General features: G+C 39.1%; 17 protein-coding genes. All 17 read left to right on the forward strand.

Annotation, left to right across the window (positions count from 1 at the left end; translation table 11 throughout):
* Positions 1 to 13 precede the first annotated feature (13 nt).
* The 17 genes from nuoI (at position 14) to RI845_RS05600 (ending at position 26,138) form a co-directional block, all read left to right on the forward strand.
* Positions 14 to 508, forward strand: coding sequence for an NADH-quinone oxidoreductase subunit NuoI (gene nuoI / locus RI845_RS05520; protein WP_405054119.1), 495 nt, complete (start codon positions 14 to 16; stop codon positions 506 to 508).
* A gap of 176 nt (positions 509 to 684) precedes the next feature.
* Positions 685 to 1,224 (forward strand): NADH-quinone oxidoreductase subunit J, encoded by a 540-nt coding sequence (nuoJ, locus tag RI845_RS05525; protein WP_348388750.1) that lies wholly within the window; start codon positions 685 to 687, stop codon positions 1,222 to 1,224.
* Positions 1,221 to 1,529, forward strand: a complete 309-nt coding sequence (gene nuoK, locus RI845_RS05530) for an NADH-quinone oxidoreductase subunit NuoK (RefSeq protein ID WP_348388751.1) — start codon at positions 1,221 to 1,223, stop codon at positions 1,527 to 1,529. The genes nuoJ and nuoK overlap by 4 nt, the downstream gene beginning before the upstream one ends.
* Entirely contained in the window at positions 1,529 to 3,430 is a 1,902-nt protein-coding gene (gene nuoL, locus RI845_RS05535; RefSeq protein WP_348388752.1) for an NADH-quinone oxidoreductase subunit L, read from the forward strand. The genes nuoK and nuoL overlap by 1 nt, the downstream gene beginning before the upstream one ends.
* On the forward strand, positions 3,427 to 4,908 hold the full coding sequence (locus RI845_RS05540) for a complex I subunit 4 family protein (protein ID WP_348388753.1): 1,482 nt from the start codon (positions 3,427 to 3,429) through the stop codon (positions 4,906 to 4,908). The genes nuoL and RI845_RS05540 overlap by 4 nt, the downstream gene beginning before the upstream one ends.
* Positions 4,908 to 6,374, forward strand: a complete 1,467-nt coding sequence (locus tag RI845_RS05545; RefSeq protein WP_348388754.1) for an NADH-quinone oxidoreductase subunit N — start codon at positions 4,908 to 4,910, stop codon at positions 6,372 to 6,374. Before RI845_RS05540 ends, RI845_RS05545 begins: the two co-directional genes overlap by 1 nt.
* 226 nt (positions 6,375 to 6,600) lie before the next feature.
* Positions 6,601 to 7,362, forward strand: a complete 762-nt coding sequence (locus RI845_RS05550) for a DUF4097 family beta strand repeat-containing protein (protein ID WP_348388755.1) — start codon at positions 6,601 to 6,603, stop codon at positions 7,360 to 7,362.
* Positions 7,363 to 7,718: 356 nt separating this feature from the next.
* On the forward strand, positions 7,719 to 8,717 hold the full coding sequence (locus RI845_RS05555; RefSeq protein ID WP_348388756.1) for a Vgb family protein: 999 nt from the start codon (positions 7,719 to 7,721) through the stop codon (positions 8,715 to 8,717).
* 543 nt (positions 8,718 to 9,260) lie between these two features.
* A complete protein-coding gene (locus RI845_RS05560; protein ID WP_348388757.1) occupies positions 9,261 to 11,072 on the forward strand; it encodes a DEAD/DEAH box helicase in 1,812 nt (603 codons plus the stop codon).
* Positions 11,073 to 11,440: 368 nt separating this feature from the next.
* Positions 11,441 to 12,340, forward strand: a complete 900-nt coding sequence (cysD, locus tag RI845_RS05565) for a sulfate adenylyltransferase subunit CysD (protein ID WP_348388758.1) — start codon at positions 11,441 to 11,443, stop codon at positions 12,338 to 12,340.
* A gap of 114 nt (positions 12,341 to 12,454) precedes the next feature.
* On the forward strand, positions 12,455 to 13,864 hold the full coding sequence (gene cysN, locus RI845_RS05570) for a sulfate adenylyltransferase subunit CysN (RefSeq protein ID WP_348388759.1): 1,410 nt from the start codon (positions 12,455 to 12,457) through the stop codon (positions 13,862 to 13,864).
* Positions 13,865 to 14,093: 229 nt separating this feature from the next.
* Complete coding sequence (locus RI845_RS05575; protein WP_348388760.1) at positions 14,094 to 15,827, forward strand: SLC13 family permease; 1,734 nt, start codon at positions 14,094 to 14,096, stop codon at positions 15,825 to 15,827.
* Positions 15,828 to 15,838: 11 nt separating this feature from the next.
* Positions 15,839 to 16,447 carry an adenylyl-sulfate kinase gene (cysC, locus tag RI845_RS05580; protein ID WP_348388761.1) on the forward strand — a complete coding sequence of 203 codons (609 nt, stop codon included), beginning with the start codon at positions 15,839 to 15,841 and terminating at the stop codon, positions 16,445 to 16,447.
* 537 nt (positions 16,448 to 16,984) lie between these two features.
* The gene (locus RI845_RS05585) at positions 16,985 to 19,051 is read left to right on the forward strand and encodes a M13 family metallopeptidase (RefSeq protein WP_348388762.1); all 2,067 of its coding nucleotides are present in this window, start codon (positions 16,985 to 16,987) and stop codon (positions 19,049 to 19,051) included.
* 765 nt (positions 19,052 to 19,816) lie between these two features.
* A complete protein-coding gene (locus RI845_RS05590; RefSeq protein WP_348388763.1) occupies positions 19,817 to 24,616 on the forward strand; it encodes an RHS repeat-associated core domain-containing protein in 4,800 nt (1,599 codons plus the stop codon).
* A gap of 2 nt (positions 24,617 to 24,618) precedes the next feature.
* A complete protein-coding gene (locus tag RI845_RS05595) occupies positions 24,619 to 24,906 on the forward strand; it encodes a hypothetical protein (RefSeq protein WP_348388764.1) in 288 nt (95 codons plus the stop codon).
* Between the two features lie 326 nt (positions 24,907 to 25,232).
* Complete coding sequence (locus RI845_RS05600; RefSeq protein ID WP_348388765.1) at positions 25,233 to 26,138, forward strand: transporter substrate-binding domain-containing protein; 906 nt, start codon at positions 25,233 to 25,235, stop codon at positions 26,136 to 26,138.

Raw genomic sequence — 26,138 nt, forward strand, 5'->3', positions numbered from 1 at the left:
CCAATTTCGTACCATGTGGTTAGTACTGAAACATACGTTTACTAAAGCTGATACGGTGCAATACCCAGAGCAAAAACCGTATTTAGCGCCGCGTTATCGTGGTCGTATTGTACTTACTCGTGATCCTGATGGTGAAGAGCGATGCGTCGCCTGTAATTTGTGTGCTGTTGCCTGTCCAGTTGATTGTATTGCCTTACAGCAAACCATTGATCCTGACGGTCGTAAACGCGCGGAGTTTTTTAGAATTAACTTTTCCCGCTGCATTTTATGTGGGTTTTGTGAAGAAGCGTGCCCAACTTATGCCATTCAATTAACACCTGATGTGGAGCTTGCCGAATATGACAGGCAAAACCTGGTCTATGAAAAAGAGAATTTATTGATTAGTGGCCCAGGTAAATACCCAGATTATAACTTCTATAAGCAGTCTGGTGTTGCAACAGGTGTGAAAGGAAAAGGTGAGGGCGAACATGAAAAAGCGCCGATTAATGTTAAAGATTTGATGCCCTAAATACTAGGGACGAATACGTAGCTTCGCTACTTCGAATACGTCACTACGTGACTCCGAATTCGCTTCGCTTCGATAACTGCTTCGTAATTCGGAATGAAATGTATTCGAAGTAAAGCGTATCCGAAGGTACAAAGTACCGTATTCGAAACAGAATGTACTGAGTTAAAGGAATACTAATGATAAGCCAATTACCATTTTACATTGCCGCAGCCATTGCCATTATCGCCTCTATTCGGGTGGTTACTGGCTCTAATGCGATACATGCTTTGTTGTATTTAGTGGTGTCACTGTTAGCTGTGGCGGTATGTTTTTACTTCATGGGCGCACCGTTTGCCGCTGGTTTAGAGGTGATCGTTTATGCCGGAGCTATCTTGGTGCTGTTTGTATTTGCCGTTATGATGTTTGACCTGCAAGGCGATAAAGACCCCATTCATTATTCCAAGCATTGGTTCAGCCGCTGGATAGGGCCTGTTATTTTATCAACGATTTTATTGATAGAGGTGGTTTATTTAATTATTAGCAGCGCAAACACAGAACAATACACATCTTCAATTGTATCCGCTAAACAAGTTGGCATTTTATTATACGGACCGTATTTATTAGCGGTAGAAATTGCTTCTTTCTTATTATTAGCGGGTTTAATTGCCGGCTATCATTTTGCTAAAGGTGATAATGATTTTGCCCAAGTGAAAGACAATATGGGGGGGAACTTATGAGCCATATCCCATTAATGCATGCATTTATTCTTGCTGGCATTCTATTTATCATCGGTTTTATTGGCGTTATCGCCAGACGTAACACCTTGTTTATGTTGATGAGTTTAGAAGTGATGCTCAACTCTGTTGGTATTGCCTTTATTGCTGCTGGCAGCAGTTGGCAAGAAGCCGATGGGCAAGTTATGTTTATTTTAATTTTAACCTTAGCTGCAGCTGAAGTTGCTGTTGGTTTAGCATTGCTCATACGTTTACATCAGCAGCGATTGTCGCTCGATATTGACGAGCTTAGTGAGATGAAGGGCTAATGATGGATCATATTCAAATACTCTCATATTTACCGTTTTATCCTCTACTAAGCTTTTTGTTATTAGTGGCATTTGGACAGCGTTTGTCCTGGTTGATGGCAACAGTTCTATCCGTGGGGGCGATGGCATTAAGTGCACTAAGCAGTGCGTATTTATTGCAGGTGGCTATGGTTTCTCCAGACACCGTTATAAATGCGCAATTATGGCAATGGTTCAAATTAGGTGATGAGTCAATTAACTTTGCCTTGCGTCTTGATAGTTTGTCTATGGTGATGATTTCTGTGGTCAGCGGTGTAGGCTTTTTAATTCACGCATATGCTGCCGCGTACATGAAAGGCGATGATAATTTCTCGCGATTTATGGCGTACATGAACCTGTTTATTGTGGCAATGTTGCTGTTGGTGTTAGCCGATAACTTAGTGTTGCTCTACCTTGGTTGGGAAGGTGTTGGCTTATGCAGCTTTTTATTAATTGGTTTTTGGTATCAAAACCCCGCTAATGCAATGGCGGCCAAAAAAGCATTTATAGTCACTAGAGTTGGCGATACCTTTTTAGCCATAGGCCTATTTTTACTGTTTCGTGAAACCGGTAGTTTAACCATTAATGATATTACCGCGTTAGCGAGTAGCAATTATTTGCTTGAAAATGATATGGCGTTTTGGATTTGTTTATTGCTTGTCGGGGGCGCAGTTGGTAAGTCTGCGCAATTGCCATTACAAACCTGGTTACCTGATGCTATGGCAGGCCCTACACCAGTAAGTGCATTAATTCATGCGGCAACTATGGTGACCGCAGGTGTGTATTTAATTGCCCGTATGCAAGGGTTATTTATGCTAACGTCAGAAGTTATGACGATTGTTGCTTGGGTTGGCGCGTTAACGTTATTGCTCGCCGGCTTAGCGGCTCTTGGTCAGTCTGATATTAAACGTGTATTGGCATATTCAACAATGAGCCAAATAGGTTACATGATGTTAGCGTTAGGCGCTGGCGCGTTTAGTGCTGGCGTGATGCATTTAATGACCCATGCATTTTTTAAAGCGTTACTGTTTTTGACCGCCGGCTCAATTATTTTAGCTCTACATCATCAGCAAAATATGTTCAAAATGGGCGGACTACTTAAAAAGCTGCCGTTGATTAGTGTATTATTTATTATTGGTATAGCGGCCTTAATTGCCTTTCCTGGCACGTCCGGCTTTGTATCGAAAGAAGCGATACTTGCTGAGTTATATTCATCTGCAACCGCCGGACCTATGTTTTGGTGGATGGGCGTAATCGGCGCACTTATCACCAGTATTTACAGTTTTAGAATGTTGTTTATTACGTTTTTTGGTGAATATCGCGGGGATGACGCAGTACACCCGGTGACAGATAAACTTCAGCTGATACCATTAATTATTTTGGCGGTATTAGCGCTTGCTGGTGGTTTACTCACCTTGGATTTAAGCGCGTTATTTCCTGCAATGCCCACAACGAGTGGTGACCCTGCTTGGCTTCATACTGTCGCAATAGCAACGCCACTTATTGGTATTGTTATCGCTTACTTTGTTTATTTCCCTAAACCGGGGCGTGCAATAGCTGATCCTGACGAAAGCGTTGACGCGAGCAATACCTCCTTTAATTTATATTCGTTCTTACAACGCGGCTTAGGGTTTGACACCTTGTATAATACTCTGTTGGTTAAGCCATTTTTGTTCATCAGCAAATTGAACAAAAATGACATTATCGATCAGCTCGTTCACGGTATTCGTTGGAATGTACAAACATGGCATGAAGTATTTAAAGCCAGTCAAAATGGCCAACTACGTTGGTATGGAGCCATGTTAGGGGTTGGCGTTGCACTGTTAATAGCCATTGTATTAGTAACCTCCGGTGGGGTGAACACTGGTGGAGGTGCATTATGATTTTAACTCAAATTCTCATTGCATTATTAACGGGCGGTATTATTGCTTGGGCAGCAGAAAGCCATCGGGCGAATACAGGTAAATGGATCAGCCTATTAGCAATTCTATTCAGCTTTGGCTTACTGACCCAATTTACTGTTGAAAATCATCAGCTGTTTCATGAATTTTTGCCTATGGCGAACATAGAATGGATCTCAGCATTTAACATTTATTATGCTACTGGCATCGACAGTTTAAGCTTTATTTTAATCGCGCTTACCTTACTACTTGGTGTGATATGTGTATTAGTTTCTTGGCAAGAAATTACCGATAAGGTTGGCTTTTATTATTTCAATCTAATGGCCTCGATTGCCGGTATTGTTGGCGTATTCATTGCTACCGATTTATTTTTATTCTTCTTTTTTTGGGAAGTGATGCTACTGCCAATGACTGCCTTAATAGCGATATGGGGACACGAGAATAGAATTTATGCAGCAACTAAATTCTTCATCTTCACCCAGGTTAGCAGTCTGTTAATGCTCATTGCTATTATTGCTTTAGCCTTTATTCATCAGCAACAAACCGGCAGTTTAAGTTTTGATTATTTTGCTTTAAAACAAATGGCAATAAATCCACAAGTAGAGTTTTACATCATGCTTGGTTTCTTTATTGCCTTTGCCGTTAAGCTGCCATCATTTCCAGTACATACCTGGTTACCTGATGCTCATACGCAAGCACCAACTGCGGGCAGTGTGTTACTGGCTGGTGTGTTGTTAAAAACCGGTGCCTACGGTCTGATTCGTTTTGTTCTGGAAATGTTTCCACAGGCTAGCAGCAATTTTGCCAATGTGGCTGTGGTGCTTGGTGTGATCAGTATTTTATATGGCGCTAAACTTGCCTTTGCGCAAACCGATTTTAAACGTCTAGTTGCTTACAGCTCTATCTCGCACATGGGGTTTGTTATGTTGGCGTTATTTTCATACCAACAAATTGCTTATCAAGGCGCGTTGCTCACAATTGTGGCGCACGGGCTAAGTAGTGCAGCATTATTTTCTATGGTAGGCATGTTATATCAACGCTTGCACAGTCGAGACTTGTCATTAATGGGAGGTATGTTCAGTAGCGCTCCTCGAATGGGCGGTATGTTACTGGCATTTGTTGCCGCAGCATTTGGTTTACCAGGTCTACTTAATTTTGTTGGCGAATTCATGGTATTAACCGGCAGTTTTAAATCATACCCCGTACATGTGATATTTGCCGCGTTGGGTCTAATTGGCTCGGCTATCTATGGTATGTATTTGTTTCAGCAAAGCTTTCAAGGTGAGGCGAAACACTCTATTAATGATTTGGGTAAAAGAGAGTTATTGATCTGCGGCGCATTATTAGGATTACTGGTGTGTTTAGGCTTATTCCCCGAGCTTATTTTTGCTCACTTTCCCGAGCAATATTCGACCGCTATGAATGAGTTGGCAAGTACTCACAATGTAGGGAGTAAATAATGAGTAGTTTAGAATTATTAGCCATTTTACCGCAGCTGGTTTTGTCACTGGCGATCGTTTTGCAACTGCTATTAATCGCTGTTAAACGTTCTACGCTTATGATCCAAGCATTTACCGCGATTAGTATTGTGTTGGCGGGCACAGCTCATTATCTGATTATGCCGGCAATTAATACTCAATCAACTATCTTGTTTTACCTTGATGGGTTTTCATTGGCAATAAGCGTATTAGTGCTGTTCTGTGCATTTATTGTTTGCTTGGTAAGTGGCCGCTATTTAAAAGTAAGCCAAGAGGTTCATGATGAATATTATGTGCTGTTATTGTTGGTAACTTTAGGGGCAAGTTTATTGGCGATAAGTAATCATTTTGCCAGCGTATTCTTAGGATTAGAGTTATTAAGTATTGCGTTAATCGGCATGGTTGGCTATTTACGTAACCGTCGACAAACGTTGGAAGCAAGTTTTAAATACCTGATTTTAAGCGCAACCGCGTCCAGTATTTTATTATTCGGTATGGCGATGATTTATGCTTACAGCGGTAACTTAAACTTCCACCATCTTAGCAACAGCTTTTTAGCGGTGAATAACCCGCAAATGCAATTATTATTTAATGCCGGCTCGGTATTATTTATTGTTGGTTTAGCATTTAAACTGTCATTAGCACCGTTTCATATGTGGACACCCGACGTATATCAAGGGGCTCCAGCACCTGTAAGTATGTTACTAGCTACAGTATCTAAAACAGCCATATTTGCGGTGTTGATCAAGTTTTGGTTTTTCTCAGTGCAATATGTATCCCCTTCAAGTGAACAGCCAATGCTCAATGTAATTACCTTTGTGGCTATCGCATCAATGATCGTAGGTAATCTTTTAGCGCTGCAACAAACCAACATCAAACGCTTATTGGCTTATTCATCTATTGCGCATATGGGATACCTGCTGATCATTTTAAATGTAATGTCGCATCAATCACTACAGTTAGCGTGGGAGTCGGGGTTATTTTACTTACTGGCATATTGTTTGGCGACGTTACTAATATTTACCTTTATATGCCAAACCTCAAAAGCTAATAGCGAGCAAGATAATGATAATTGGCAACATTGGAATGGCTTATTTTGGCGTTCTCCTGTGCAAGCAGCTGCTCTAATGTGTGCATTGCTGTCACTTGCGGGTATTCCATTAACTGCAGGGTTTATCGGTAAGTTTTATATCATTAGTACTGCTGTAGACAATGCTGCATGGTGGTTATTAGCAAGTTTAGTCGTGGGCAGTGGTATTGGCTTGTATTATTACCTGCGCATAATTTTCACGTTATTCGCCAAGCCAGATAATCAACATTTATTCAAACTAAACCGTCTGTCACATGCGGTTATTGTAAGCTTAAGCATAACTCTACTAGTGTTTGGAATATTACCTGATGTGATTTCTGAAGAAGTTCGCTTATTCGCCTTGTCAAAATTCGGTTAAAACCAGATGTTCAGAGTCACTGAAGAAATGATATCAGTGACTCTACCCTCTAATTTTTTCACCACTATTTAGTCCTTATTACTAGTGAAACACTACTCTCTCGCACTGGAGTTAAATTAAATCCTTTAAAAACAATCGATTAAAAAGTTGGCTTGAAATTTGGATGTATTAACCTATTAGTAACAAAATTAGTCAAAAATACACTATTTAATTCAGGGATCTAACAATGAAAATGACCAAAATTGCCGCTTTATTATCTGCCGTACTTATTTTACCTGGCTGTGTTATCCATGTTGGAGCACAAAGTGCAGACGTAGAATTACAAGAAAACTTATCCATTGCGAGCTCAGGTGTAAAGACTTTAGAAGTTGAATCTGGAGCAGGATTTTTAAATATCGTTGGCGTAGAAGGCGCGACTGAAATTACGGTAAAAGCCGACATTGAAACTACGAAAAAACGTAATTATGAACTGGAGCTAACTAAAGTTGGCTCACGTGCAGTCCTTGTTGCTAAACATGGTTCTACCAGCGGCTTTTGGAATGGCAGTAGCCCGTCAATCAATTTAACAGTGCAGGTGCCAAAACACTTAGCGTTAGATATTGATGATGGCTCAGGTGATATTTCAATTACAGATATCAACAACTTTGTAGAAGTTGAAGATGGCTCAGGTTCATTATTTATTAAAAATATTCAAGGTGACTTAATTGTAGATGATGGCTCTGGTGAGTTGGAAATTAGCAATGTGAGTGGCAATGTCGATATTGATGACGGCTCAGGTGAAATGACCGTGACTGATATCGCAGGCTCAGTAAAAGTTGAAGATGGCTCTGGTGAAATGACTTTACGTCATATTGGCGGCATGGTGACTATCGATGATGGCTCAGGCTCTATCGAAGTAAAAGATGCCGGCGGTTTAACTATTACTGACAGTGGCTCAGGTGGCTTAAATATTAAAGATGTTAAAGGTGAATTTAATATCGATTCGTAATCTCCTTTTTTACTAAGTTTGTTTACTCCCTATAGATCTGTCAATCTGTAAAACAGCTGGTAAATACTAAACCCGGTGTGCTCCTAATTAATGATGAGAGCGCATCGGGTTTTTTCTTTATGACCTAACTAACTCCAAATTTTGCCTATTTCATCGCTATCCGGGTCCCCAAACCATACCATTCCCTGAATTTATTTCAGGGTCCATAGAACAGCGAGATACTGAAACGAGTTCAGTAAGTGGTGAATAGCGATTAAGTAAGTTGTATTCATTAGAGAGAAATCAGCAGCTTACACTGCATATATCGTTTTATCGACTATACTTTTCAACACAGATAAACAATAAAAATATTAACTATGATAGGTAAAATATTAAGTATTACTTTCTTGTTTTTTCTTTCTTTTATATCACTAAGCGCAGAACAACAGTATTCAAAAACTATTGATATCAAAGAATGGAAGGTGCCTTGGGATAACACTCGTCCAAGGGATCCAGCTGTAGACTCAAAAGGCAATGTATGGTTTTGTGGGCAGGCCGGAAATTACATTGCTAGATTAAACCCTGGCACGGGGGAGTTTAAGCGGTTCGAGTTAGCGGACAATACCAACCCACATAATCTCATTATTGATAGTAACAATAACGTTTGGTATGCCGGCAATCGTAACAGCCATATTGGTAAATTAAACCCTAATGATGGCAGCATAAAAACGTACACTATGCCCGGTGATACCTCTATCGACCCTCATACTTTAGTGTTTAATTCGGCTGAAAATATTTGGTTTACTGCTCAATGGGGTAATAAAGTTGGTTTTTTAAATACCCAAACTGGTGATATTAGTTTAATTACAATGCCTTTTGATTCGGCAAGGCCTTATGGCGTTAAAGTTGATTATGATGATATTCCTTGGGTGGTTTTATTTGGCAGCAACAAGCTTGCGAAAATCGATCCGGTAAATTTATCGGTTGAGCAAATAGATTTAGTGGATGTAAAAGAGCGGCCAAGGCGACTGGAAATAACCCAAAACAATCAAATTTATTATCTTGATCATAGTTTAGGCTACTTGGGTAGCTATAACTCAAGCACAAAAAATATCAACCGTTGGCAGTTGCCTGAACAGCAAAAAGCCAAACTGTATGGATCGGCCATTGATCGTAATGACCGTATTTGGATAGCGCTTACAGGTGTCAGTCCAAATCAAATCAGAGTGTTTGATACCAATAGCAAACAATTTATTGCCAATGTAGAAGTACCGAGCGGGGCAGGGTCTATTCGTTATATGTATTATCATAATGCCTCGGATGAGGTGTGGTTTGGTACCGATGCTAATACAATAGGGCGTGTAAAGCTCCACTAGATACGAATACGTAGCTACGCTACTTCGGATACGCTTTGCTTCGAATACGCTCTCGCTTCGATAACTGCTTCGTTATTCGAAATGAAATGTATTCGGAGGTACGAAGTACCGTATTCTTAACTAAAGCCAACTTTTGGCACTATTTTTGCTGTAAATGTTAACAAATTACGCTTTTTAGCCTGTTTTTTACACAATGTTACTTGCATTTTTATTACAAAACGGTATGATGCGCCAACTTCTCCTAACGCCACAACATAACGGCAATTAATAGGAGATTACTTTACTAATCACAATATTAGTAATTAGAGTGGTTATTTCCGCCAACTGACTTGCCAAGAGCTAGCCAAGATGGATCCATAAGCAGTGATTGCTTATGACAAAGAACATCAAATTAGCTATAGATCCCAAAAGCCTATGTGTGCTCTTATATTGTACACATGTAGCGCATCGATCTCGCCATAAGTCTTCCGGTGGATAACTTTGAATTTTTTCGCAGTTATTTACCGTTAAGGTATTGATCTGCCTGTTGAGAAGACAAAATTAATGACTGAATTAAACAACGCTACTGTTAGCTTTGAATCTTTAGGTTTGCCTGAAGTATTATTATCTGCACTAAACGGCATGGGTTTTGTAAACCCTACACCAATCCAAGAAAAAACTATTGGTCCTTTAATCGAAGGTCGTGACGTTTTAGGTGAAGCCCAAACTGGTACAGGTAAAACTGCTGCATTTGGTTTACCAGCACTTGCTAATATTGACGTTAAATTACGCAAACCTCAAATGATGGTTTTAGCACCAACTCGTGAACTTGCTATTCAAGTAGCTGAAGCGTTAGAAGAGTTTGCTAAAAACATGAAAGGTTTACGTGTAGCAACACTTTATGGTGGTCAATCTTACGGCCCACAACTTTCGCAACTAGAAAAAGGTGCACAAGTTGTTGTTGGTACTCCTGGTCGCTTAATGGATCACTTACGTCGCAAAACATTAAAATTAGCTGACGTTAAATTCTGTGCCCTTGATGAAGCTGATGAAATGCTTAACATGGGTTTCCTAGAAGACATCGAATGGATCCTTGATCACTTAGGTGATGAAACGCAAATGGCCTTGTTCTCTGCAACTATGCCTCATGCAATCAAAAAGATTGCCGATCGTTTCTTAGATAACCCGGTACATGTAAAAATTGCCGCGAAAAAAGAATCTAAAAAGAACATTGCTCAGCTTTCATGGCGAGTAAGTGGTATTACTAAAAATACTGCATTAGAGCGCATCATTGAATCATTTGATTACGACGCTGTACTTATCTTTGTTCGTACTCGTAACGATACTATTACTATTGCTGAGCAACTTGAACGTTTAGGCTACCCTTGTGCTGCATTGAATGGTGATATGAACCAAGCACAACGTGAACGTACTGTTGAACAACTTAAAAACGGTAAGCTTTCAATCATGGTTGCAACTGACGTTGTAGCACGTGGTTTAGATATTCAGCGTATCGATTTAGTTATCAACTACGATTTACCAGGTGACACTGAATCTTATGTTCACCGTATTGGTCGTACTGGCCGTGCTGGTCGTGAAGGTACTGCAATTTCATTTGTACGTCCTCGTGAGTTTTATAATGTTCGTCATTACGAACGTGCAACTGCGGGTACAATCAACGAATTCAACTTACCAACAATTCAAGAAATTGGATTGTCTCGTATAGAACGTTGTCGTCAATCACTAATTGCGTCTGTTGCTGAAAAAGATTTATCAAGCATGCGTGAAATTTTAGAGAAAATGGCTGCAGACTCAGAAGTTGATATTGCTGACTTAGCTGCTGCGTTATTGTTTGATAAACAATTAAAGCAACCTTTACAACCTAAAGAAGATGCACGTCCACGTCGTGAACGTTCAGACCGTGACTCACGTGATACTCGTGGTAGAGATCGTAATGACCGTGGTGGCCGTGACCGTAATGACCGCAATGGTCGTGGCGAACGCGCTGACAGAGGTGAACGTAAAGAACGTCGTCAATCGTCAGGTGCACGCCCAGACGTAGATTGGCAAGCATACCGCATTGAAGTAGGTAAAGATCACGGTGCTCGTCCTGGTGATATCGTTGGCGCAATTGCAAACGAAATTTCATTAGACAGTGCATACATTGGTCAAATTAACTTGAATGACAACCACACCATTGTACAACTACCAAAAGGCATGCCAAAAGATGCATTCCAAAAGTTACGTAGTGTACAAGTACGTCGTCAACGTTTAGACATTTCAGTGTCAGATGCACCGGTTGAAGCGCAAGTACGTAAACCGCGTAGAGACCGCAATGACCGTAACTCTCGTAACGAGCGTTCAGCACGTCACTAAGCACTTTGCTTAACTCAAATAATTTAAAAGGATGACTTCGGTTATCCTTTTTTGTTTTTATTAGTTACGAATACGTAGCTTCTCTACTTCGAATACTCTAGCGCTTCGAATACGTTCCACTTTGAAAGCGGCTTCGTAATTCGGAATGGAATGTATTCGTGATTCGTTACTTAGTTAAGAGCATATTCGACATTCATATATAACACTTTGTTCCTAATATTTGTTTATTACTTCCTTTTTGTTATATCTAATAGCTAATTAACAGATCGTAAAGCTATGGACTAATATAGTAAGAACTGAACAATTGTGGAATAATACGTCCTCTAAAAATTTTTCAATTTTTCATCAACTTAAAAAAATGGTTGCCAATGAATTTAACACATTTAAAACAGCTGGAAGCTGAATCAATCCATATCATCAGGGAAGTAGCTGCAGAATTCGATAATCCGGTAATGCTTTACTCTGTAGGTAAAGACTCGGCAGTAATGTTGCATTTAGCTATGAAAGCATTTTTTCCAGCTAAACCGCCTTTCCCTTTAATGCATGTAGACACCACATTTAAGTTTAAAGAGATGATCGCTTTTCGCGACATGATGGCCGAAAAGTGTGGCGTGGACTTAATTGTGCATACCAACGAAGAAGGTCGTGCTGCAGGCATGAACCCATTTGACCACGGCAGCTCTAAATTTACCGACGTGATGAAAACTCAAGGTTTAAAACAAGCCTTAGACAAACATCAATTCGATGCTGCATTTGGTGGGGCTCGTCGTGATGAAGAAAAATCACGCGCGAAAGAACGTGTATATTCATTCCGTGATAAGAATCATCGTTGGGATCCAAAAAGCCAACGTCCAGAATTGTGGAATACCTATAACGGTAAAGTAAATAAAGGCGAAAGTATTCGAGTTTTTCCATTATCAAACTGGACTGAGCTTGATATCTGGCAGTACATCTACCTAGAAAATATCGACATTGTACCTTTATACTTATCTGCAAAGCGTCCTGTAGTTGAACGTGACGGCACATTAATCATGGTTGATGATGAACGTATGCCTTTGAAAGAAGGTGAAGAGCCAATGATGAAAATGGTGCGCTTTAGAACATTAGGTGATTACCCATTAACTGGTGCCGTTGAATCAGAAGCGACAACACTTCCTGAAGTTATTCAAGAAATGCTATTAACCAAAACCTCTGAACGCCAAGGCCGAATGATCGATCACGACTCATCAGGCTCTATGGAGAAGAAGAAGATGGAAGGTTACTTCTAAATATCTCAATACCACTTTTCTTGAACTTGTTTCAGGAACTTGATAATAGAATTAGCAGTTTTAAAAGTATTTATTTTAAAACCCATTTAGGTTTTAAACACTAGGAAAAGAATAATGAGCACTGAACAAGCTTTATTAGAAAATGATATTGAAGAATATTTAAAAGTACACGAAAACAAAGACATGCTACGCTTTTTAACGTGTGGTAATGTCGATGATGGTAAATCAACACTTATCGGTCGTTTGTTACATGACTCAAAATTAATTTTTGAAGATCATTTAGACGCAATTAAAAATGACTCTAAAAAATTCAATACGACTAACGAAGAATTCGACTTAGCGTTATTAGTAGATGGTTTACAATCAGAGCGCGAGCAAGGGATTACTATTGATGTAGCGTATCGCTATTTTGCTACTGAAAAGCGCAAATTCATCATTGCCGATTGTCCAGGCCATGAGCAATACACACGTAATATGGCAACGGGCGCATCAAACTGTGACTTAGCTATAGTGATGATTGATGCACGCTACGGCGTACAAACACAAACTAAACGTCACTCTTACATAGCTTCTTTGTTAGGCATTAAACACATTATTGTTGCAGTAAATAAAATGGACTTGGTGGAGTACAGCCAAGACGAATATCGCAAAATTAAAACTGAATATCGAGAATTTGCTGAGCAAATTAATCTTAATGATATTCGTTTTGTACCTATTTCGGCGTTAAAAGGTGACAACGTAGTAAATCGCTCTGAAACGATGGATTGGTACCCTGGTGCAACATTAATGGGCTTATTAGATACAGTTAAGATTGACTCAGATAAAAACTTTGAAGATTTTCGTTTCCCTGTGCAGTACGTTACTCGCCCAAATCTAGATTTTCGTGGTTTTTGCGGTACTATTGCTGGCGGTGTGATCAACATTGGTGACGTAATTACCGCATTACCTTCAGGTAAGTCTTCTTCTGTTAAAGCTATTGTCACTGCCGATGGCGAGTTAGATTCTGCTCATGTTGGACAAGCAGTTACTATCACGTTAAATGACGAAATTGATGTTTCACGCGGCGATGTTATTGTTCGTTCAAATAAGTTGGCTACGGTTTCTGATAAATTTGTAGCGACTATAGTTTGGATGAGCGATGCCGCCATGCAACCAGGTAAAGAGTACGAATTAAAAATTGGTACTAAAAACACCTATGGCCGTATTGACGATATAAACTATCGTATCAATGTAAATACATTAGAGCACATTCAAGAAGATGAAATGAAGCTCAATGAAATTGCCTCTTGTAATATTGCTACTAATAGCCCTGTGGTTATTGATGGTTATGACAAAGTTGAAGGTACAGGTTCATTTGTCATTATTGATCGTTTAACCAATGTTACGGTTGGTGCAGGTATGATAACTCACACAAGTGTTGATGGAGATGTTGTCGAAGAAGCAAGACAATACAGCCCAACAGAAGTGGAGTTGAATGCATTCATTCGTAAGAATTTCCCTGAGTGGAACTGTAAACCGGTATAAACGGCAGTTCCGAATACGCTAGCGCTTCGGATACGCTTTGCTTCGAATACGTTTAACTTCGATAGTTACTTCGAGATTCGGAGTGCAACGTATTCGAAGGTGCAGAGCGCCGTATTCGTATCTAAGTATGTATTCGCATTTCGTACCTGTTTGATATATGTTTATTAAATAATTATAAAAATTATGCTGTTAGTTTCTCATTCCTAGTAGCAAAATATAAAGGTTCTCCATGCTCAGCATTGATCAATGGATGATGTTAGCTATTTTTGCTGGCACATTAATCGGATTAGTGAAGTACCAAAATAGCCCTGAGCGTGTCTTTGCTGCCGCGACCATGGCCTGCCTTACTTTATCTTTCGTCACCACAGAACAAATATTCAACAACGCAATAAACCCTGGGTTATTAACCTTAATCCTGTTAATTAACTGCTCCTTTGCCTTTGAGCGAACTAGCTTTTTACGTTTGTTAGCCAGTCGTCTTATCACTAAATCAGTACCCGCATCATATGCTAAAACTTTACTTACTACGGCATTTGCGTCTGCAATCCTTAATAATACTGCAGTCGTTGCTACTTTAATTTCTCCGATCAAAAATAATAAATTTATTAATCCTGGCCGGCTACTTCTGCCTCTATCTTACGCTGCTATTTTAGGCGGCACATTAACGTTAGTTGGTACATCTACAAACCTTATTGTCAACTCTATGCTTATTGAACGAGGCTTACCTGGCTTAAAGTTCTTTGACTTTACCTTAGTCGGTTTAGCAGCTATGTGTGCCTGTTTATTGGTATTATTTATCCGCATTAGAGCGTTGCCTAAAACGGCTGCCGATCCAAAAGATGATAAACATTACTTTGTAGAAGCTGAAGTAATGCCTGAGTCTAAACTTATTGGGCTCTCTATCGAAGATAATGGCTTGCGTAGCATGGACTCATTATTTCTAATTGAAATTATTCGTCATGGCCATTTAATTTCGCCAGTAACGCCAGAAGAGTACATTCAGCCGGGCGACAAGCTTATTTTTACCGGTGATATTTCTAAGGTTTTTGTACTGCAACAATTTGACGGCTTACAATTGTTTGCTGAGCAAGACGGTTTATTACGAGATAACCTTACTGAAGTATTAATAAAGCCTGGCTCTGCCATTATAGGCATGAATTTAAAACAAGCTGGGTTTAGGGCTCGATTTGATGCTGCGGTAGTTGCCATTCGACGAGAAGGCTCAACCTTATCGGGTAAGTTGGGCGACTTAGTCATTCAATCAGGCGACTTTTTAGTACTTGCCGTTGGTAATGACTTCTCCAGTCGAACGAACTTAACTAAAAACTTTTTTATTCTCACCGGTGTAGAACCCGAAGATATGCTGAGTGGCTGGCGAGATAAGTTTACTCTGTTTGGCTTTATCGGTGCGATTAGTATTTCGGTATTATTTGATGCATCCTTACTTAAATGTTTGATGTTTTATATGGCGGCACTATTTGCGTTTAATTGTTTATCGATCAATGAAATAAAGCGTCGTTTTCCGTTAGAGATTTGGTTAATAGTAGTCAGCGCATTAACGTTAGCTACAGCCCTGGAAGGCACAGGTATGTCACAAGTAATTGCCGATGTTGTGCATGGTTTTTTACAAGATAAAAGTGTGATGATAGCGTTTGTTGCGGTGTTCTTAATTACCTTATTGTTAACTGAAGCAATTACTAATAATGCTGCAGCAGCGCTGATATTCCCAATTGCTTATAACATTGCCATTGGTTTGGATGCAAATCCACTGCCATTTATCATGGCGGTAGCATTTGGTGCCAGCGGCAGCTTTATGAGCCCGTATGGTTATCAAACAAACGTAATGGTATACAATGCCGGTAACTACCGACTGAAAGATTTTGTTAAGGTAGGCTTGCCAATATCAATAACCTATAGTGCAGTGGTGTTATATATGATCCCACTAATATTTCCGTTTAAATAAAGATTATTATCATGACTCAAAAAACCGAAAATACAGTATGGCATGCTCACCTTGTAACCAAGCAAGAGCGTGCACAATTGAAAAACCAAAAGCCTTGTTTACTTTGGTATACCGGTTTAAGCGGCTCGGGTAAGTCTACAGTAGCGAATGCTGTTGATGATATTTTATTCCAACGACAAAGCCATACTTATTTATTAGATGGTGACAATGTTCGTCACGGATTAAATGGCGATTTAGGCTTTAGCGATGAAGACCGTATCGAAAATATCAGACGCATAAGTCAAGTGGGTAAATTGTTTGTCGATTCAGGACTAATTTGTAGCACGGCTTTTATTTCCCCATTCCAGTCAGACCGTAATATGGCCAGAGATATGCTGGAGCAGGGCGAGTTCATTGAAGTGTATATCGACACGCCAATAGAAATTTGTGAGCAACGTGATCCAAAAGGGCTTTATAAGATGGCACGAGCAGGTGAAATCAAAGACTTTACCGGTATTGATTCAACTTATGACATTCCTGTAAACCCAGAGATCCATGTAAAAACCGCAGACCAAAGTATTGAACAATGCGCGTTGCAGATTGTGAATTATTTAACTGAAAACGGATACATAACTAAGTAACGAATACGTTTCACTCCGAATTACGAAGTAGTTATCGAAGCCAATGTATTCCGAAGCAACTATCGAAGCAGGCGTATTAGAGTAAGTTTTCTGTCAATATTCTTTACAATAAACTATTTAGTTAACATGCAGTGTTCGTTAAGTAACTGTTATCAATAAATTAGTTTTAAGTGGCTTAAAATTTGCTTTATGTACTCCCACTATTAAATTTTAAATGCTCGCACATTTAACGGTTAACTTTATCTCTAAAGTAATATTTAATCATTTAGTTAACCAAACCGACTTAAACATCCATAGGCGTCGAAAGGCGTCTTTTTTTTTGTAAAACGTAAGCAATTGGCTATTGCTTGTAAAAATGAAGTTAACTTGCCAATAAAACCTTACACTTGTGCAATTAAACTTGTAACAAATCATTAATCTTGCCGCTTTACACTAGATATTCACTTTAATTCCTCGTAGTATCATGATCGAAATAATTCTAAAGTTTTAATGGCGTTAAGACCATTGAAGTAAAAATAAAATATTCGGGAAGAAAACATGAAATCTTTATTAACGGGCGTTGTTTGCTCGTCACTTCTACTTTTAGCAGGTTGTAATGAATCTGCAAAAACAGCAGAGCCAGCGGCTGACATTCAAACTCAAAAAACTGCATTAGCGTCAGGTATAGACCGCGCTAACATGGACGAAAACGTACGTCCACAAGATGACTTTTACTTATACGTAAATGGTAAGTGGGAAGAAACGAATACTATTCCTGCAGATAAAACATCTATCGGCTCTTTTTACGACTTACGTGACAAATCTGACGAAGACGTAAATACCATCATTGAAGAGCTTGCTGCAGCCGAAACTTTAACTGCTGGTTCAGACGAGCAAAAAGTGGCTGACTTATTCCGTTCATTTATGAATGTTGAGCAATTAAATGAATTAGGTGCTAAACCTATCGCTCCATTTTTAGCTGATGTTGCTGCTCTTAAAACAAAAGATGACTTAGCCGCATTTTTTGCTAAAGCGCAAATCATGGGCTTAGACTCACCTTTATACTACTACGTATCGGTTGATGCTAAAGAATCTAGTACCTATGCTGGCCACGTATGGCACTCTGGCTTAGGTCTTCCAGATCGCGATTACTACTTCAACGAAGATGCTCGTTTTGTTGAAATGCGTGCTGCATATGTTGCTCACGTAGCAAAAATGTTTGAATTAGCAGGCCTTGCTAATCCAAAAGCATCTGCTGACGCAATTATGGCGCTAGAAACTAAAATGGCTAAATTACATTGGACTCGTGTTGCTACACGTAACAGTGAAGCTCGCTATAACAAGTTTGAAACAGCTAAATTAAATACCCTAACTGAAAACTTCAACTGGAATGTTTGGTTAGAAGCATTAGGCGTACAAGATCAAGCAAACATCATTATCAACCAACCTGATTTCGTTGAAGGGTTTGGTGAGCTTGTTGCAAGCACTGATATGGAAACTTGGAAAACATTCTTAAACTGGCAAGTTGTTGGTGGTTTTGCATCATCTTTATCTGAAGACCTTGCCGCACAAAACTTCGAGTTCTATGGCAAAACAATTAACGGCCAACAAGAGCAGAAGCCTCGTTGGAAGCGTGGTGTTAGCTTAATCAACGGTAACCTTGGTGAAATTATTGGTAAGGTTTACGTTAAACGTCACTTCACTCCAAGTGCTAAAACACGAATGGTTACTTTAGTTGAAAATCTACGTTCAGCGTACGGTGAATCAATTGATGAACTAGAGTGGATGTCAGCAGATACTAAAAAAGCTGCACGTGTGAAACTTGCTGCTTTTACACCTAAAATTGGCTACCCAGACAAGTGGGAAGATTATTCTGCAGTTTCTATTTCAAAAGATGACTTAATTGGTAACTTGATTAATGTTGATAAAGTAGATTTTGCTAAATCAGTTGAAAAACTTGGTGGTCCTATCCACACTTGGGAATGGGGCATGACGCCACAAACAGTTAACGCTTACTACAACCCAACAGTGAACGAAATTGTATTCCCTGCCGCTATCTTACAACCGCCATTCTTTAACCTAGAAGCGGATGAAGCTGTAAACTATGGTGGTATTGGTGCTGTTATTGGTCACGAAATGGGCCACGGCTTTGATGACCAAGGTAGTAAATACGACGCTGAAGGTAACATGAAAAACTGGTGGACTGAGCAAGATTTAGCTGAGTTTAAAAAGCGTGGTGCGCAATTGGTTGAGCAATACAATGGCTACTTCCCATTCGAAGACACACACGTAAACGGTGAACTTACTCTTGGTGAGAATATCGGTGACTTATCTGGTTTAACTATCGCTTACCGTGCTTACAAAACCTCTTTAAATGGTGCTGAAGCTCCAGTAATTGACGGCTTAACTGGCGATCAACGTTTCTTCATGGGCTACGCACAAATATGGCGTCAAAAGCACACAGAGAAAGCTGCTCGTGAACGTTTAGCAACAGATAGTCATTCTCCAGGTCACTACCGTGCGCTTGGCTCATTATCTAATATGGACGAGTTCTACCAATCATACGACGTTAAAGAAGGCGATAAAATGTACATCGCTCCTGAAAAACGCGTAAAAATTTGGTAATCAATGCGTTAGCATTATCCTGAACTTGTTTCAGGAGCTTAAATTTAAAGGCGACCAATAGGCCGCCTTTTTTATTTTTAACACTGAGCCGAATCACGAATACATTTCATTCCGCAGTAGTTATCGAAGCAAAGCGTATGCGGAGGTACGAAGTACCATATTCGAAGCGATAGTGTATTCGAATCGTATGCATTGTCCTGAACTTGTTTCAGGATCTTAAATTTAAAGGCGACCAATAGGTCGCCTTTTTTATGCTTAGCTGCTTATCACGAATACACTCCATTCCGAGATACGAAGCAGATATCGAAGTATCGCGTATCCTAACCAAAATGTATTTGTCTCTATACCGTTTCATGGATACCTGAACAAGTCAGGTATGACGGGGGATAGTTAGGCTATGTCGAAAAGCGACTCATGTCATTATCGCGGACGACTCCAAGGATGGAGGAGGTAGGGCGAAGCATGGATGCCAGAGCCGAGGCGGTAATCCATTCTTTATGGATACCCGAACGAGTCGGGCATGACGTGGGGGAGTTGGGTATGACGTAATCCGAATCTCGAAATAGTTATTGAAGCGTCAGCGTATTCGAAGTAGCGAAGCTACGAACTCGAAATCACGTAGTGATGTATTCGTAACTAAAACAATTTGCATTCCTGAATTTCTAAACTAGCCTTAATGATGATTTACAGCGCAAAGGAATTGCGTGAACAAAGCCAATACTATTGGCTACTTATATTTTTAAGGTTTAATCTCAAGGAGGAGATATGCGCCCAATCTTTTATGGATCTTGTCATCCAATTACACGTCTACCATTTTTAAGTTTAATCATTTTTATTACCATTTTGTTTTCTATTACAGCTAATGCTGGTCAACCCTATCACCAAGCAATAGGAAGTTTGAATGGTTATGAGGATGAAGACAAAATTGCCAATTCTGGACTTGAATGGATTAAACGTCCTAAATATAAGGTGTCTCAAACATCGCCTGCTCGAATCAACTCTTGGGTCACTAGAACAGTTTCACTTAATGGTTGGCCAACAGGAGAACAAGGAAAAATTATTTGGAGATTCTTTGCCCCCGATGGAAGCAAAAGTAAAGAAGATTCTACAAGATGGACAGGCTCTTGCTGGACTGGATACTACTCCTGCACTAGGCCTGGTGGAACAATTGAAGCTCCTGCTTTTGTTGCTGATGAAATTGGCCTCTGGAGGGTTGAAACTTACGACTCTTCAGATGGCGTTGAAACACTAATATCTTCAGAGCCATTTGAAGTTAGAGGCCGTGAAATGCAAATAACCAAAGGTGTTAATTTAACCGTTTATGAAAATGATAATTCTGACGAACCCTTAGCTTTAAAACTTATCGATTATGACCATGTTTCTGGTACTCCTAATAAACTTGTTACTTTTGAAGTTATACAAAGGCCCAAAGGTAAAGCAAGTGGCGGTTTAAATTATTATTATAAAGAGGGCTTTACTGGTTCAAAAATTAATAGCATTGAAGCAACCACCAATTTTAATGGAATTGCCAGGGTATTTTTTGAGTCAGGTAGTAATCACGGCACCTACATAATAAAAGCGACAAGCTATTGGGCGCCAGAAAGTCCCATTGAATTTCAAGTTACAGTAAAAGAGGGAAAAGATCCGAACAAAGAAGAAGATATACTCACTGAATTGCTTGAGCCTGGTCGGAATCTTGGAAAGCCTAAACAATGTGATGCTTTAGTTGGTAATCCTATAAACGTAATAACAGGTAATAAATTTCAACAAGAAATTGACTACCAAGGTAAAGGGTTTATGCCGTTAGAGTTTATTCGTTATTACAATAGCCACAGCAACTCGTCGTCTGGTTTCGGGCTGAAATGGTCGCATTCCTACTCACGTTACATTACGTCAACGACTGAAGAAGTTAACGGCTTAGAAAAAACAGTAGCAAAACTATATCGTGATAATGGGCAAGTGGTAAGTTTTTATCAAGACCGAAAAAGCTGGTATCCCGTGCATGCCGATGTTCGTAGCCAATTAACGCTGGCTTCAAAAAAGTGGCGTTATACAACAGAGCAAAATATTGTTGAAGTTTATAATCAACAAGGGCAGTTAGAATCAATCACTCATATTGATGGAAATGTATACACCTTAGAATATCTAGATGATGGTAAGTTGCAATACGTTTATAGTCCTAACAGGTCACGCCTAAGCTTTGAATATAATTCCGATGACAAAATTAAGCGTGTATTTGGATCGTTTGACAATTACTATCGGTACTATGAAAGTAATAGTGGCATGCTTAGCTTCGTTCAAGATAATGTCAGCTCTAAAAGGTATCATTATGAAGATGCAAATTACGTTTCTTTGTTAAGTGGAATTACGGATGAAAATGGTGACAGAGTTTCTACTTGGAAATACAACGACAAAAGGCAGGCAATTAGCAGTTTTAATGGTAACGGGTTAAATCAGGTCAATATTCAATACCACATGGATGGCAGTCGAACGGTCACTCATGCTGATGGTAAAACTACTGAACTGTTAGCGACTGCACAGCTAGGCTTGGGGTTATTAACTAATGTAGATGGACCCACGTGTGATTCCGGCGAAGAAAAATCCAAATCTTTTACTTATGATCATCAAACCAATAATATTCTTTCTAAAACTGTAGATGGCATAACTACCACTTTTGGTAATTACGATAGCAATGGAAACCCAGGTTTTGTAATAGAAGCTTATGGTAGCGAAGATGAACGTAGAACTGATTATACCTATGATCCAAGATTTCCGAACAGAGTTACTCATATTAAACGACCCTCTGTGAGTGTGGGTTATAAAATAAGCCATTTAACCTACGATGATAGTGGTCATTTACTTCAACAGCGAGAACAAGGCTATGAGTTAAATGGTACGCCATTAGAGCGAGTTATTAGTTATGAATATAATGGCCCTCTCGGGCAAGTAAGTCGTATTGACGGTGCTCGAATTGATGTAGATGATAGCTATCACTTCAATTACCATCCTTTAGATGCTACTTCATTTGTTCCTGCTAGTTTAAAAGACGTTATTGGCCCTGATGGTAGTGTTTTGAAAACTAATATGAAATTTAAATCCAATGGCAGTCTATCGTCATATACAACAGCCAACGGTTTAAAGGTTGATAATACATATTATTCCTACGATGACACCTTAGAAACGCATACCAGAACAGCCAATAACATTAGTAGGACAACATTTTTTACTTACACCTCAACAAAACAAATTGAATCAATTACAACAGGTTATGGCAGTGATAATGCAACTACAATTAATTTGGCCTACGATAACACTCAGCGATTAATCAGGGTTAGTAACAGTCTTGGTGATTATATTGAGTTTGAATTTGATGCAAATAATAATGTTGTTGCTGAAAATGTATACGATAACAAGGCTGTTTTACAGCAACAAATCGCCACAGTTTTCGATAGTTATAACAACATCAGTCAGCAAATCTCTGCAAACCAAATAGTTAAATCAGTTCATGCTGCCGATGGGCGTTTAATACAACAAACAGACGGCAATAATGTGGTTAACAAATACACATACGATGATCTTAAGCGTTTAACTACCATAAGTAATGACACTAACGGCGCTGAACAATCAACCACAAACAGTCAAAATTTGATTAACTATGATGTTCACAATAATCAAACACATTTAACCGACGCTAATGGTAATACAACGGAGTATGAGTTTGATGATTTAGGTAATTTATTAAGTGAGAACAGCCCTGATAGAGGTAAGTGGTTATTCACTTATGATTCAGCTGGTAACCGACTTACTGCTGTTGATGCTAAGCAGCAAACATTTAATTATCAATATGATGCCTACAATCGCTTACTATTAACCGACACTTTAGGAACAAGTGAAGACGTCAGTTATTTTTATGATGTATGTAGCAACGGTATAGGTAAACTTTGCAGGGTACTTAAAGGAAATACTGAAGTAAGTTATTCCTACAACGGTTTTGGTGAGTTAGCGTCTCAAACTCAGAATATAGGAAGTATCACAACCACAGTAAGTTATAGTTACGATTTACAAGGTCGAATTAAAGATATTACTTACCCAAGTGGTAGTGTTGTCAGTTACAGTTATGATAATGCGGGTAATGTTCAAACCGTGGATTTAACGCAAAACGGCAATACGCAAAATATTATTAACGGTGCAGAATACACATTTAGTGGTTTACTAACAAACTTGAATTTCGCTAATGGGCTCGCACTAAATAACACCTATGATTTAGCTGGAAGAGTGACAAGCTTAACTAATGGTCCGTTGAATTTACTGCACAGCTTTGATGGTGCAGCAAACATAATTAGTCAATCGACAAACCAATACAGTTATGATGCTTTGAATAGGTTAGCAAGCGCGAGTACCAACCTAGGAGATCTAGATTACAGCTATGATAAAAATAGCAATCGTTTAACCTTTACTGAAAACAGCATACAAACACAGTATGGCATTGCAATAAACAGCAATATTATTACCAGCATTAATACGTTAATCGTTAACAATGACGCTAACGGTAATCGGTTAAATCGTAATGGTCAAACATTACAATACACGCCTTATAATCAACTGAGTCAAATAGCCAATGTTGCTCAGTATAAATATAATGGCTTAGGGCAACGGGTTCAAAAAGCATTACTGCTAAACACTGATATAAAAACATTTGTTTACGGTATAAATGGTCAATTACTTGCCGAAATGGATGTCAGCGGCATCGTCACCGATGAACATATTTATTTAGGTAATATGCCAATCGCAGTTATAAAGCATAAAACTGCAGGAAGTGAACTGTTCTATGTTCATAGTGACCATCTAAACACGCCAAGAGCCATCACTAAACAAGACAAAACTGAGGTTTGGCAATGGCAATCTGATCCATTCGGTAAAGGGTTAGCAAACAATGATGTAGATTTAGATGGTACTACTTTTGACTACAATAAACGCTTTCCTGGCCAATACTATGATGGCGAAAGTGGGCTACACTACAATTACTACCGTGACTATGATCCAACCACTGGCCGTTACTTACAAAGTGATCCGATAGGATTAAATGGAGGGATGAATACCTTTGGGTATGTTGGTGGCAATCCGTTGATGTATACAGATCCGTTAGGGCTTGCAAGGTGGAAGGGGAGAATAGAAGCTGTTGCAGGTGGAGAAATCGTAGGCGGTATTGCCGGTCGTGCCATATTGACTTCTGATTGTAATGAAGGAAAACGTTGGAATGTTAAGGTGAGTTTTAAAGCCGGCGGTACAACAGCCGGGTTCCCTTGGTCTATAATGGCTTCAAAAATCGAGTTAAATGACCCATACCCAACGGCCAAGCCTATTAATTTAATAGGTGACTTTTCATATTCAGGGGTTAGTGTAGCTGCTCTTTTGGGATATGGGGTATCGACTATTCAAATAGGTCAAGCATATAGTGCATCAAGCGGTCTTGTTGTTGGTGTTGATGCTAGCTGGACTGATTTTACTTTAGGAGAGTCATCGGTGACGGATGCTTTTGAAACAGAATGTGGATGCGAGAGATAAATATGAATAATTGTTTTTTTGTTTCGTTAATTACTATGTTGATTTGTGATGCAATTGGTATTTATTTATTAAAAAAAAGCCACCCAAAAGAACATGAGTCATTAGGTTCACCAGTGCATTATTGGACTGATGCTAATAAGATGACATATATCATTGGTTATGTTGGTTTATTTAGGTTTATTTCTCTTAAGGATAATAAAATCAAAGGAATTTTAGCAATACAAGCTGTTACCTTTTGGATGTGTATTGCATTTTTAATTTACGGTATTTATTCTAAACTTAATATATAAGCTCAGTTTAGCGAATGATCTGTAGCTAGATGAAAATATGGGGTCACTTGATTAGATACTAACAAGTGGCCTTTTCTATAGATGCCCGGAAAAGCCAGGTATGACATGTTTTTTCCCTAGTGTGAGGCCTTTAATACTCACAGCACACTTTCCAACTAAAAAACTTACTTTTTTGACAAAACTCTTTCACTTATTAACAGTTAATTTGTTTCTAGTCTGAATATAATGGGGAAACAACCAGTTAGAAAAAAAGCTGAAAATGTCAGCTATACTTTTTTAATCTAACTTTCCTCTTTAATATATTCAGATCATGGACTCTTCATCATATGAGTAAACACTTAAACTGCACAGTCATATTGATCTTAATTGTTTTCTCGCCATTGATGTATGCCCAGCAATCTCAACAAACTGAAAAGCAAAACTTTGAGCAAGAGGTAACTTCCCAAAAGCTGCCGCATTTAACTGTTGCCTTAGCCGGAAACTGGCAACCGTTTAACTTTGCTAATGATAAAGGCGACGTTGTAGGTATTATCCCTGACTTTACTCAATTAATAATGGCAAAGGCTGAGCTAAGTTATAGCATTGAACGTCAGCCATACTGGACCGATGTATTGCAAGCTGTTGAAACCAATGGGGCTGATATCACTTTAGGTAACAGTATTATGGTTGGGGAATGGGAAAAAATCGGACTATTAAGTGAGCCGTTTACTCATGTGCCAATCGCTATTGCAACTCAAAAAGGTACTGAGTTTGTCGAGGACTTTTCAACCCTGGCAGGTAAAAAAATTGCCATTGGAAAAAACTACAATGCTTATTACCTTATAAAAGATAAATACCCTGAAATAAGCATTATTGAAGTTTCGACAACCTATGAAGGCTTAGAGCTATTAAACCAAGGAAAAGTGTTTGCCGTTGCTGATGTTTTACCGGTGATCCTGTATCGCATTAATAACATGGCGTATAGTAATATTGAAATTGGTGGCATATCACCAATTGTTATGGATGTACGAGCGTTAATCTCACATCAAAATAAACACTTATTGCCGGTAATTAATAACGCCATTGCTGAAATATCTGAGCAACAACGAAAAGACATTATGGATAGGTGGTTAAGTGCAGAGTCGCATTTAGAAGTGCATTCGACCCGTTTTCTCTATTTAATTTTGGTCTTTTTCGTTGTCGTCAGTATTATATTGTTAGTGATATTTAGAAAGCCAAAACGAACCCTTTAA

The sequence above is a fragment of the Thalassotalea nanhaiensis genome (genome assembly GCF_031583575.1).
Taxonomy (GTDB): Bacteria; Pseudomonadota; Gammaproteobacteria; order Enterobacterales; family Alteromonadaceae; genus Thalassotalea_A; species Thalassotalea_A nanhaiensis.

What these genes read in the sequence shown, in the direction of transcription:
- nuoI (WP_405054119.1), top strand. Translation starts at nt 14, where the DNA reads ATGTGGTTAGTACTGAAACATACGTTTACTAAAGCTGATACGGTGCAA.
- nuoJ (WP_348388750.1), top strand. Translation starts at nt 685, where the DNA reads ATGATAAGCCAATTACCATTTTACATTGCCGCAGCCATTGCCATTATC.
- nuoK (WP_348388751.1), top strand. Translation starts at nt 1,221, where the DNA reads ATGAGCCATATCCCATTAATGCATGCATTTATTCTTGCTGGCATTCTA.
- nuoL (WP_348388752.1), top strand. Translation starts at nt 1,529, where the DNA reads ATGATGGATCATATTCAAATACTCTCATATTTACCGTTTTATCCTCTA.
- RI845_RS05540 (WP_348388753.1), top strand. Translation starts at nt 3,427, where the DNA reads ATGATTTTAACTCAAATTCTCATTGCATTATTAACGGGCGGTATTATT.
- RI845_RS05545 (WP_348388754.1), top strand. Translation starts at nt 4,908, where the DNA reads ATGAGTAGTTTAGAATTATTAGCCATTTTACCGCAGCTGGTTTTGTCA.
- RI845_RS05550 (WP_348388755.1), top strand. Translation starts at nt 6,601, where the DNA reads ATGAAAATGACCAAAATTGCCGCTTTATTATCTGCCGTACTTATTTTA.
- RI845_RS05555 (WP_348388756.1), top strand. Translation starts at nt 7,719, where the DNA reads ATGATAGGTAAAATATTAAGTATTACTTTCTTGTTTTTTCTTTCTTTT.
- RI845_RS05560 (WP_348388757.1), top strand. Translation starts at nt 9,261, where the DNA reads ATGACTGAATTAAACAACGCTACTGTTAGCTTTGAATCTTTAGGTTTG.
- cysD (WP_348388758.1), top strand. Translation starts at nt 11,441, where the DNA reads ATGAATTTAACACATTTAAAACAGCTGGAAGCTGAATCAATCCATATC.
- cysN (WP_348388759.1), top strand. Translation starts at nt 12,455, where the DNA reads ATGAGCACTGAACAAGCTTTATTAGAAAATGATATTGAAGAATATTTA.
- RI845_RS05575 (WP_348388760.1), top strand. Translation starts at nt 14,094, where the DNA reads ATGCTCAGCATTGATCAATGGATGATGTTAGCTATTTTTGCTGGCACA.
- cysC (WP_348388761.1), top strand. Translation starts at nt 15,839, where the DNA reads ATGACTCAAAAAACCGAAAATACAGTATGGCATGCTCACCTTGTAACC.
- RI845_RS05585 (WP_348388762.1), top strand. Translation starts at nt 16,985, where the DNA reads ATGAAATCTTTATTAACGGGCGTTGTTTGCTCGTCACTTCTACTTTTA.
- RI845_RS05590 (WP_348388763.1), top strand. Translation starts at nt 19,817, where the DNA reads ATGCGCCCAATCTTTTATGGATCTTGTCATCCAATTACACGTCTACCA.
- RI845_RS05595 (WP_348388764.1), top strand. Translation starts at nt 24,619, where the DNA reads ATGAATAATTGTTTTTTTGTTTCGTTAATTACTATGTTGATTTGTGAT.
- RI845_RS05600 (WP_348388765.1), top strand. Translation starts at nt 25,233, where the DNA reads ATGAGTAAACACTTAAACTGCACAGTCATATTGATCTTAATTGTTTTC.